Genomic DNA, 9802 nt, shown 5'->3' with positions numbered 1-9802 from the left:
GTTCCCCGCGCCCCTTTCTGGGGCTCCGCCCCAGACCCCGCTCCTCAAACGCCGGAGGGGCTGGATTTTCAGCCCGTCCGGCGTTTGAGGACGAGGCCCGGAGGGCCGACAGCGGGGGTCTGGGGGCGGCAGCCCCCAGGGATGGGATGGGTAGGGGCGGCGGGGGCGAGGGAAGGTTGGTCAGGAGAGGAAGTCTTGGGCGATGCGTTCCGCCGAGCGTTCCAGGATCGGGCCCGCGTCCGCGATGCACTTGGCCACGTCCGGCTCGATCTCCGTCAGGGGGTACGCGCGCCGGATCCCGGCCCGGCCGAGCGCCTCCGGCGCCAGCGCGAGGCGGCCACAGACGGCGACGACCTCCTTGCCGGCCGCGCGAGCGGCGGCGGCGACCCCCGCGGGAGCCTTGCCGTGGAGGGTCTGCTCGTCCAGAGAGCCCTCGCCCGTGATGACGAGATCCGCCCGCTCCAGCGCCGGCGCGAAGCCCAGCACGTCGAGCATGACCTCGATCCCGGCCCGGAAGCCCGCGCCGATCAGCAGAGCGCCGTACCCGATACCGCCCGCGGCCCCGGCCCCCGGCGCCGCGGCATGCTCGGCCGCCGCAGGCCCGAACGACCCCTCCAGCACCTTCGCGAAGTGCGCGAGCGCGGCGTCCAGCGCCTCCACGTCATCCGGCGAGGCCCCCTTCTGCGGGCCGTACACCGCGGGCGCCCCCTTCGGCCCCGTCAGCGGATTGTCGACGTCACTGGCGAGCACCAGTTCGACGGACGCGAGCCTCGGGTCGAGGCCCGAGAGGTCGGCCGTGGCCAGGGCGCCCAGCCCGCCGCCGCCCGGCGCCACCGGCTCCCCGTCGGCGTCCAGGAAACGCGCGCCCAGCGCGGTCAGCATCCCGGCGCCACCGTCGGTCGTGGCGCTGCCGCCGACCCCGAACACGATGCTGCGGGCACCCGCGTCCAGCGCGGCACGCAGCAGCTCGCCGGAGCCGTACGTGGACGCCGTGAGCGGCGCGAAGACGCCCGCGGGCAGCCGCTGGAGCCCGCTGGCCTCCGCCATCTCCACGACCGCCGTGTCGCCGCGCAGCGCGAACGCCGCCGTCACCTCGTCCCCCAGGGGCCCGGCGACCCGGACCTCGCGGCGCTCGAAACCGGCCGCGACCGCCGCGTCCACGGTGCCGTCTCCGCCGTCCGCGACGGGCATGGCCTCGACCTCGACGTCCGGCACGACCCGGCGCAGACCGGCCGTCACCCGCTCGGCGACCTGCACGGCCGTCAGCGACCCCTTGAACTTGTCCGCGGCGATGAGCACGCGCTGTGTCACCTGTTATCCCCTTGCTCTCCGGGCCTCGCGCACGCCAAGGCCAGTCGCGCCGCTGCGACCTTAACCGGAGGAGGCCCGTGACGTCATGCGCTGCCCGGACCCTGAGAACTCTGTGGGAACAACGTACGAGCGGGCCGGGAAGCCGCTGTGCGAGCCGCCGAACCCCGAGCGGCCGCCGCCGGAATTGGGTAAACCGGTCCTATGACCCCTGTGGGCACTGAGCCGGAGCTCGCCGACCGCATCCTCGGAGGCTGGCTGGGCCGGATCGCGGGCAACATGCTCGGCAAACCGGTCGAGCAGGGCGACCTGTGGACACGGGACCGGATCGACCGCTATCTGCGGCGGGCCGCCGCCCTGCCCCTCACCGACTACCTTCCCGAGCCGGTCAGCGAGGCCGACGGGTTCGAGCTGCGGCCCGAGTGGCGGCAGTGCGTGCGCGGCCGTATCCATGGCAGCTGCCGCGACGACGACGTGGACTACGCGATCCTCGGCCTGGACCTCCTGGAGACCCACGGCTTCGGCTTCAGCACCGAGCAGGTCGGGGACCTGTGGCTGCTGCGGCTGCCGTATCTGCAGACCTTCACGGCGGAGCGGGCCGCGTACCGCAACCTCGCGAACGGGCTGAAACCGCCGCTGACCGCCACGTACGACAACCCGTACCAGGAGTGGATCGGTGCCCTGATCCGCGCCGACATCTACGGCTGGACCTGCCCCGGCGATCCGCGCCGCGCCGCCGCCCTCGCCCGCCGGGACGCGGTGCTGTCGCACACCGGCAACGGGGTGTACGGCGCGATGTGGGCGGCGGCGCTGATCGCGGCGGCGTTCACGGCGCCCACGGTCCGCAAGGCCGTCGACCAGGCACTCGCCGTGATCCCGGCGAGCAGCCGACTCGCCCGTACCGTACGCCGTGTCGTCTCGCTCCACGACACCCGGATGACCTGGGAGGACACGCTGACCACGGTCGCCGAGGAGACCGCCGGGCTCGGCTGGATCCACACCATCCCGAACGCCGCCGTGCTCACCGCCGGGCTCCTGTACGGCGACGGCGACTTCACCCGGACCATCGCCCTGACCGTCCGCGGCGGCCTGGACACCGACTCCAACGGGGCGACGGCCGGCTCGGTCGCGGGTGTGCTGACCGGGGCGGAGGCGATCCCGGACCAGTGGACCGAGCCGCTGGAGAACACGGTCCGCAGTGCGGTGTTCGGGTTCGACGGGGCGCGGATCAGCGAGCTGGCGGAGCGGACGATGCGGCTGGCGGAGGCTCAGGCAGAGGCAGAGACAGGAGCAGAGACAGCGGCAGAGGTCTGAGTGGCGGCTTGATCGGTGCCGGCGGCTCGGTTGCGCGGGCTGGCTAGGCTTCGTCCATGACCTCCACGCCGGACTTCGCCGCGTACATCGCCTCGCTCCCCCGTGTCCTCGCCGGTGCCGCCGCTCTCTTCCGTGACGCCGAGGGCCGGGTGCTGCTCGTGGAGCCCAACTACCGTGAGGGCTGGGCGCTTCCGGGCGGCACGATCGAGTCCGACGACGGCGAGACACCCCGCCAGGGCGCGCGTCGTGAGACGGCCGAGGAAATCGGTCTGGACGTGGCGCTGGGCCGGCTGCTCGCGGTGGACTGGGTGCACGGGGCGGGGCGGCCGCCGCTGGTGGCGTATCTGTACGACGGTGGGGTCCTCGGCGAGGACGAACTGAAGGCGATCCGGTTGCAGGAGGAGGAACTGCTGTCCTGGCGGCTCGTTCCGCGGGAGGAGATCGGCGGTCATCTGCCGGGGGCCCTGGGCCGCCGGGTGCTGGCCGCTCTGGACGTCCTCGCGGACGGCGGCGGGACGGTGGAGCTGGAGAACGGTCACCGGGTGGGCTGACCCGGGCGCGGTCAGCCCTCGGGATCCCGGGGCTTGGCGTCCACCGCGCGCAGCGCGTCGTCGCGTTCGGCGACCCGGGCCTCGGTGCGGTGGCCGCGGGCGATGTAGTCGCGGACGACGAGCTCCACGGCGTCCTGCGGGCTGCCCACCCCAGCGAGGACCATGACTTCCACGACGAGTTCGGCATCGAGCGACACGGTGACCTTGGCCATGCCGGGACGCTAGCACCTCACCGGGCCGCTCGAATATCCATTCGCCGCCCGAACGGCGCCGTCCTACCCTCGGCAGCATGACCAAGCCCCTCGTCGCCGTGCTCAGCGGCGCCGGTATCTCGACCGACTCCGGGATCCCCGACTACCGCGGCCCGAACGGACTGTGGCGGCGCGACCCCGAGGCCGAGAAGCTCGTGACGTACGAGTACTACATGGGTGATCCGGAGATCCGGCGGCGCTCCTGGCAGATGCGGCGCAAGAACCGCACGCTGAAGGCCGAGCCGAACGCGGCGCATCGTGCGGTGGCCGAGCTGGAGCGGGCCGGGGTGCCGGTGCGGGTGATCACACAGAACGTGGACGGGCTGCACCAGCTGGCCGGGATGCCCGCCCGCAAGGTGCTCGAACTGCACGGCAGCGCGCGCAGTGTGCTCTGCACGAAGTGCCATGCGCGCGGGCCGATGGAGGACGCCCTCGCCCGCGTGGAGGCCGGTGAGGAGGATCCGCCGTGCCTGGAGTGCGGCGGGATCCTGAAGTCCGCGACGGTGATGTTCGGCGAGCGGCTCGATCCGGTGGTGCTGGGTGAGGCGGTCGCGATCACCAAGGCCTGCCAGGTCTTCTTCGCCGTCGGCTCCAGCCTCCAGGTGCAGCCCGCCGCCGGCCTCGCGGGCGTCGCCGCCGACCACGGCGCCCGGCTGGTCATCGTCAACGCCGAGCCGACGCCGTACGACGACCGCGCCGACGACGTCGTACGCGAACCCATCGGCACCGCGCTGCCGCGGCTGCTGCGTGAACTCGCCGGGTAGGCCGCCGGCCGGGAGGGTCGTTGTGCACGGTTAGAACAGGGCGGTTCCGCTCTCGAAGTCCAGCAGGCGCTGCTTGCGCTCCAGGCCGCCGCCGTATCCGGTGAGGCTGCCGTTCGCTCCGACGACGCGGTGGCAGGGGACGATGATGCCGATCGGGTTCCTTCCGTTGGCGAGGCCCACCGCGCGGGAGGCGCCGGAGTTGCCGAGGGCGTCGGCGAGTTGGCCGTAGGAACGGGTCTCGCCGTAGGGGATCCTGCGCAGTTGCTCCCAGACGCGGCGCTGGAACGGGGTGCCGAGGAGGCGTAGTTCGAGGGTGAAGTCCTTCAACTCGCCTTCGAAGTAGGCCTCCAGCTGGTCCGTGGCCTCGTCGAAGAGGGAGTCGTCGCGGGTGCCGAAGGTCTCCTCGTGCGGGCGGTGGCGCTGCTCGGTCATGTAGAGACCGCACAGGACGCCGTCGTCGGCGACGAGGGTGAGCGGGCCGTAGGGGCTGTCGATCACGGTGTGCTGTTTCATCAGGTGTTCCTAACGTGCTTACACGGGGAGGAAGTTGATCGGGTGGCTGTCCGTCGCCCAGAGGTACTGGACGGCGTACGCCCGCCAGGGCCGCCAGGCGGCCGCGCGGGCCGTGAGGGCCGCGGGTGTCGACGGGAGGCCCAGTTCCTGGGCGGCACGGCGGATTCCGAGGTCGGTGGGGAGGAAGGCGTCGGGGTCGCCGAGGGCGCGCATCGCGATGACGTCGACGGTCCAGGGGCCGAAGCCCGGCAGCTCCAACAGCCCGGCCCGGGTCTCGGGCCAGTCGCTGTCCGGGCCCAGACGGACCTCGCCGTCGGCGAGTTGGCGCACCAGGGTGGTGAACGTGGTGCGGCGGGTGCGGGGCATCGCCAGTGCGTCCGGGTTCACGCAGGCCAGTGCCTCGGGGGACGGGAAGAGGTGGGTGAGGCCGCCCTCGGGGTCGTCGACCCGCTCGCCGTGGGCGGTGACCAGGCGGGCCGCGTGGGTGCGGGCGGCGGCCGTGGAGACCTGCTGGCCGAGCACGGCCCGTACGGCGAACTCCGGCTCGTCGACGGTGCGCGGGACGCGGCGGCCCGGCGCCTTGTCGACCAGGGGCGCGAGCAGCGGATCCGTGCGCAACTGGTCGTCGATCGCCACCGGGTCGGCGTCCAGGTCGAGCATCCGGCGGCACCGGCTGATCGCGACGGTCAGATCACGCAGGTCGCTGAGGGTGAGGCGGCAGGCGATGTGGTCGGGCTGGGGTGACAGGGACACGAGGCCGTGGCCGTACGGCAGCCTGAGCGTGCGCCGGTAGGCGCCGTCTCGCCATTCCTCGACGCCGGGCACGGCGGTCGCGGCGAGGTGGCCGAAGAGGTTGTCGGGGTTGAGGGGGGCGCGGAACGGGAGGCGGAGGGTGAGGGCGCCCGCGGTGTTCGGCGGGGTTCCTGGGGTGCTGCGGGGTGCGCGGGCGCGCAGGTCGGTCGGGGCGAGGGCGAAGACCTCGCGGACGGTGTCGTTGAAGGTGCGGATGGAGGCGAAACCGGCCGCGAAGGCGATGTCGGCCATGGGCAGCGGTGTCGTCTCGATGAGGAGGCGGGCCGCCTGGGCGCGCTGGGCGCGGGCCAGGGCGAGCGGTCCTGCGCCGAGTTCGGCGAGGAGCTGGCGTTCGATCTGCCGGGTGCTGTAGCCGAGGCGGGCGGCGAGGCCGGGTACGCCCTCGCGGTCCACGACGCCGTCGGCGATCAGGCGCATGGCGCGGGCCACGAGGTCGGCGCGCTGGTTCCACTCCGGGGAGCCGGGGCTGGTGTCCGGGCGGCAGCGCTTGCAGGCCCGGAACCCGGCCTGCTGGCAGGCGGCGGCGCTCGGGTGGAACCGCATGTTCTCCGGCTTGGGCGGGACCACCGGGCAGCTGGGCCGGCAGTAGATCCCGGTCGTCACGACCGCCGTGAAGAACCAGCCGTCGAAACGGGCGTCCTTGGACTGGACGGCGCGCACGCAGCGCTCGGTGTCGGTGTGCATCCCCTTCTGCATGAGTCCAGCATCGACGACGTACGGCCTTGAGGGCTGGCGAGAATCCGACATCGACCTCGTGTGTGCTGGGAGCTGCCGGATCGCGCCACGGAGCCTGTAGCACGGGACATGAAGAATCATTCATGTGTTCGCGTGCGATGAGTAAGATACCCGCATGGGTCATGGAGCCGTCACCACCGCGCAGGACGCCCCGGAGCGCGTACGTCTGGACGCGGCCAACGTGGCCAAGGTGGCCACCACCCTCCAGGCCCTCTCCACCCCCTCCCGGCTGCTGATCCTGGCGCGGCTGCGCGAAGGGCCGCTGCCGGCCACGGAGCTCGCGGCCGAGGTGGGCATGGAGCAGTCCGCCTGCTCGCATCAGCTGCGGCTGCTGCGCAACCTCGGCCTGGTGGTGGGTGAGCGGCGCGGCCGTTCGGTGGTGTACGCGCTGCACGACCACCATGTCGCCGAGCTGCTCGACCAGGCCGTGTACCACGTGGAGCATCTGCGGCTGGGCATCAGCGACGCGGCCGAGTGAGGCCTGTCGTCACGACGCCGTCGGGCCCGGGGTCGGTCCCACGCCCCGCAACTGCTGGATCTTTCCGCCGAGTCGAGGCCGGAGCCGCTCCAGCAACTCCGGTTTCGCGCTGACCACCCAGCGGGTGCCGACGAGGTACTCGCCGCCGTAGACGGCGGCCGCGTCCAGCCAGGTGAGCTTGAGCTTCTCCTGCGGGAACGTCGTGATGAGGTAGTCGCCCTGCCGGGTGTGGCAGACCCCCTCGCGCAGTTCGTCCGCCTCGGTCCGGATCTTGACCTTGCAGCCGGTCAGGTCGGCGATCACCTCGACCTTCGCCGGTGCCACCACGCCGGCCACGGTGGCGGCGACGTTCGTGGGGCTGCTCTTCGCGGCGGCGTCCTCCCCCTCACCTCCGCCGCAGGCGGTGGCCAGGAGCAGAAGGGCCAGAGTGCCGGTCGCCGTCGCGGTACGGGCGCCGCGGCCGACGCGTCCTCGGTGTGACTGCACGAAGCTTCCTCGGTGTGACGGTGGGTGCACGAGAGGGGGTACGGATCAGCGCCGGGTGCCGTTCAGCCAGTGGGCGACGTAGGCCCGCAGTCCGGCCAGGTCGGCGCCGCGTGCGACGTATCCGAGGTGGCCGTCGGGCCGTACGAGGCCCTGGGCGACGTCCGGCCAGGGACCCTGGTCGCCGAGGCGGTGCACGGTGAGCAGGTCGGCCCTGCCTGCCAGGAGCGGGGCGAGCCGCTCGTCGGGCCACAGGTGCGAGGGTCCGGTCAGGAGCAGGTGCCAGCCGGGGGCGGCGATCCGTGCCTGGAGGCCGTGCGGCAGATCGGGCAGACGGTCCCCGGCCCTCGGGCCGTGGCGGGGCGGTCGGGTGGCCGTAGTCGAGAGGGGGCTGCCGCGGTAGTGGATGCCGAGTTCGGAGACGGTGCGGAAGATCCGTCGGCGGGGTGCCTTCGCGCGCATCGCGAGCGGGGCGAGCCGCGGGACGAGTCGCTCGCGGGCGAAGCGGAGGACGGGGTGAGGGCTGGTGCCGATGACGAACGCGCGGTCGGTGAAGCGGCGTACGGCGTGGCCGACCGGGAGACGTTCGCTTCCGTAGGTCTCCAGCAGTTCCTCCGGTGCGGCGCCCCGGCACACCAGGGCGAGTTTCCAGCCCAGGTTGAGGGCGTCCTGGATGCCGGTGTTCATGCCCTGTGCCCCGGCCGGGCTGTGGATGTGGGCCGCGTCGCCTGCCAGGAAGAAGGGGCCGGAACGGTAGTGGCCGGCGCCGCGGTTGTGCAGCCGGAAGTCGGTCATCCAGACGGGATCCCGCAGGGCGGACCCGTCCGCGCCGTACCGGTCGGCGATCCGTCTCAGCAGCGGCAACGTCACCTCGCCGTCCGGGGCGTCGGAGGGCCGCACGGCCAGCATCCGCCAGGGCGCGGGCGAGCCCAGCGGGAAGAAGATCAGCACCCCGCCCCGGGTCATGTACGAGTGCACGGCGCCGGGCTCCAGCCCGCCCACGTCCAGGTCGGCCAGCACATACGTCCGGGGATAGGCGTAGCCCTCGAAGCCGATGCCCGCCTGGGCGCGCACCGTGCTGTGGGCGCCGTCGCAGCCGACGACATGACGCGCCGTCACGACCTCCTCCGCGCCGTCCCGGCCGCGCAGCCGGCAGACCACGCCCGGCCCCCGCCGCTCCGCCCGGACCAGCTCGGTGCCCCGCTCGACCGTGACGCCCCGCGCGCTCAGATGCTCGCCGAGCACGCTCTCCGTCTCGGCCTGCGAGAGGAACAGCAGGAAGGGGTACGGGGTGTCGGTCACCCCGATGTCGAACAGCCGTACCGTCGTCGTGCGCCGGGCCAGGTGCAGCCGGAGCCGCATCGCGGGATTGCCCAGGTCCACGAGCCGGTCGGTCACGCCGAAGCCCGCCAGCGCCTCCAGGGTGCGCGGCTGGATGCCGAGCGCCCGGGACTCGCGCACCCGGTCGAGGGAGCGGTCGACGATCCTGAACCGGGCTGCGTGGGCGCGCAGTTGAGCGGCGAGGGCGAGCCCCGTGGGGCCGGCGCCCACGACCAGGACGTCCAGGGGTGGTGTCATCGGTCTCCGACGCGATCCGGACGCTCCGCGATCCCTTCGACCAGATCACGGAGGAACGCGAACCTTCCCGGACAGTCTCCTCGCCGATCTCGTCGCGGTCCAGGAGGTCCAGGACGAGCTGGAACGCCCTCGGCATCCGGGTGGGGGCGTGGCCGCCGGTGTCGGCGGCGCGACCGGGAATTCCGGCCGGTGCGGCCCGGGAGCCCTCTTTTCAGGTCGACTTTTCTGGGCACACCGGGACGCATGGGCAGCCCCACGCCTCCCTGGGCGGCATCCCGGCGCCTGGCCCCGGCGCCGGAGAACGCCGCGGTGGCCCGGCGTTTCGTGCGGTCGGCGCTGGGCGGGGCCACGCCGGATCTGGTCGATGTCGCCGAGCTGCTGACCGGCGAGCTGGTGACCAACGCCGTGATCCACGCGCGTACCGAGACCGAGGTGCGGGCCTGGGCGGTGGAGGGCCGGGCGCATGTGCAGGTGGCCGATCACCGGCCGGGCCAGGGGCTGGTGCCGCACGACCGTCATCCGTACGCCTGCACGGGCAGAGGGCTGACGCTGGTGGAGGAACTGGCCACCAGCCATGGCGTGCACAGCGGCGGAGGGCACAAGACGGTCTGGTTCGAGCTGTGGCCCGAGGTCCCGGCGCCGCCGACGTCCGCGTGGGAGACCGTGGCTCCGTCGGGTCCGACCGTGTCGGTGGCGTTGTACGACGTGCCGTACACCCTGTACTGGGCGGCGCAACAGCACTGGGAGGGACTGCTGCGCGAGCTGCTGCTGGCCTCCGCCGCCGGCGGGCGGACCGGTGTGCCGGCCGACGACCTCGCCGTCGCCCATGACATGAGCCGGATGATCTGCGCGTGCATGACGGCGGCGGTCGAGCAGGAGACCCCCGACAGTTCGACGCTCTCCCTGCGGGTGGGCTTCGCCGCGGACGCCGCGCCCGGCATGGTGACCCTGCGCCGCGTCCTCGACACGGCCGACGCGGCGGCACAGCAGGAGAGCCTGCTCGCCCTTCCCGCC

The 9802-nt window shown here is 73.1% G+C and carries 11 protein-coding genes; 5 read left to right on the top strand and 6 right to left on the bottom strand.

The features are described 5' to 3' along the window. Window positions 1-180 precede the first annotated feature (180 nt). Window positions 181-1299, bottom strand: a complete 1119-nt coding sequence (locus tag L0P92_RS37940) for a glycerate kinase (RefSeq protein WP_234767644.1) — start codon at window positions 1297-1299, stop codon at window positions 181-183. A 213-nt stretch (window positions 1300-1512) separates the two neighbouring features. Between L0P92_RS37940 and L0P92_RS37935 the strand changes: the two genes are divergently transcribed. Beyond that, entirely contained in the window at window positions 1513-2622 is a 1110-nt protein-coding gene (locus L0P92_RS37935) for an ADP-ribosylglycohydrolase family protein (protein ID WP_234767641.1), read from the top strand. A gap of 56 nt (window positions 2623-2678) precedes the next feature. Further along, complete coding sequence (locus L0P92_RS37930) at window positions 2679-3173, top strand: NUDIX domain-containing protein (RefSeq protein ID WP_234767639.1); 495 nt, start codon at window positions 2679-2681, stop codon at window positions 3171-3173. An 11-nt stretch (window positions 3174-3184) separates the two neighbouring features. Here the strand turns inward: L0P92_RS37930 and L0P92_RS37925 are convergent, their stop codons facing one another. Further along, window positions 3185-3385 (bottom strand): type II toxin-antitoxin system VapB family antitoxin, encoded by a 201-nt coding sequence (locus L0P92_RS37925; protein ID WP_234767638.1) that lies wholly within the window; start codon window positions 3383-3385, stop codon window positions 3185-3187. A 77-nt stretch (window positions 3386-3462) separates the two neighbouring features. Here L0P92_RS37925 and L0P92_RS37920 point away from each other — a divergent pair, with 77 nt between their 5' ends. Beyond that, window positions 3463-4188: an SIR2 family NAD-dependent protein deacylase gene (locus L0P92_RS37920; protein WP_234767636.1), complete on the top strand. Its 726-nt coding sequence runs from the start codon at window positions 3463-3465 to the stop codon at window positions 4186-4188. Window positions 4189-4218: 30 nt separating this feature from the next. Here the strand turns inward: L0P92_RS37920 and L0P92_RS37915 are convergent, their stop codons facing one another. Then, window positions 4219-4701, bottom strand: coding sequence for a methylated-DNA--[protein]-cysteine S-methyltransferase (locus L0P92_RS37915; RefSeq protein WP_234767635.1), 483 nt, complete (start codon window positions 4699-4701; stop codon window positions 4219-4221). A gap of 18 nt (window positions 4702-4719) precedes the next feature. Further along, entirely contained in the window at window positions 4720-6210 is a 1491-nt protein-coding gene (locus L0P92_RS37910; RefSeq protein ID WP_273634141.1) for an AlkA N-terminal domain-containing protein, read from the bottom strand. A 154-nt stretch (window positions 6211-6364) separates the two neighbouring features. Here L0P92_RS37910 and L0P92_RS37905 point away from each other — a divergent pair, with 154 nt between their 5' ends. After that, on the top strand, window positions 6365-6727 hold the full coding sequence (locus L0P92_RS37905; RefSeq protein ID WP_217212654.1) for an ArsR/SmtB family transcription factor: 363 nt from the start codon (window positions 6365-6367) through the stop codon (window positions 6725-6727). Window positions 6728-6736: 9 nt separating this feature from the next. Here L0P92_RS37905 and L0P92_RS37900 read toward each other — a convergent pair whose 3' ends face one another. Both L0P92_RS37900 and L0P92_RS37895 read right to left on the bottom strand, forming a co-directional pair. Beyond that, entirely contained in the window at window positions 6737-7213 is a 477-nt protein-coding gene (locus L0P92_RS37900) for a hypothetical protein (RefSeq protein WP_234767634.1), read from the bottom strand. 45 nt (window positions 7214-7258) lie between these two features. Continuing rightward, entirely contained in the window at window positions 7259-8788 is a 1530-nt protein-coding gene (locus L0P92_RS37895) for an FAD-dependent monooxygenase (RefSeq protein WP_234767633.1), read from the bottom strand. 243 nt (window positions 8789-9031) lie between these two features. Between L0P92_RS37895 and L0P92_RS37890 the strand changes: the two genes are divergently transcribed. Then, window positions 9032-9802: ATP-binding protein (locus tag L0P92_RS37890; RefSeq protein WP_234767632.1), on the top strand; the 771-nt coding region annotated here is incomplete at its 3' end.

The sequence above is a fragment of the Streptomyces muensis genome (assembly GCF_021474425.1).
In the GTDB taxonomy this organism is placed as follows: domain Bacteria; phylum Actinomycetota; class Actinomycetes; order Streptomycetales; family Streptomycetaceae; genus Streptomyces; species Streptomyces muensis.
The sequence above is the reverse complement of the archived record's forward strand: the minus strand, read 5'-3'. Positions and strand labels throughout refer to the sequence as shown.

What these genes read in the sequence shown, in the direction of transcription:
- L0P92_RS37935 (WP_234767641.1), top strand. Translation starts at nt 1,513, where the DNA reads ATGACCCCTGTGGGCACTGAGCCGGAGCTCGCCGACCGCATCCTCGGA.
- L0P92_RS37930 (WP_234767639.1), top strand. Translation starts at nt 2,679, where the DNA reads ATGACCTCCACGCCGGACTTCGCCGCGTACATCGCCTCGCTCCCCCGT.
- L0P92_RS37925 (WP_234767638.1), bottom strand. Translation starts at nt 3,385, where the DNA reads ATGGCCAAGGTCACCGTGTCGCTCGATGCCGAACTCGTCGTGGAAGTC.
- L0P92_RS37920 (WP_234767636.1), top strand. Translation starts at nt 3,463, where the DNA reads ATGACCAAGCCCCTCGTCGCCGTGCTCAGCGGCGCCGGTATCTCGACC.
- L0P92_RS37915 (WP_234767635.1), bottom strand. Translation starts at nt 4,701, where the DNA reads ATGAAACAGCACACCGTGATCGACAGCCCCTACGGCCCGCTCACCCTC.
- L0P92_RS37910 (WP_273634141.1), bottom strand. Translation starts at nt 6,210, where the DNA reads ATGCAGAAGGGGATGCACACCGACACCGAGCGCTGCGTGCGCGCCGTC.
- L0P92_RS37905 (WP_217212654.1), top strand. Translation starts at nt 6,365, where the DNA reads ATGGGTCATGGAGCCGTCACCACCGCGCAGGACGCCCCGGAGCGCGTA.
- L0P92_RS37895 (WP_234767633.1), bottom strand. Translation starts at nt 8,788, where the DNA reads ATGACACCACCCCTGGACGTCCTGGTCGTGGGCGCCGGCCCCACGGGG.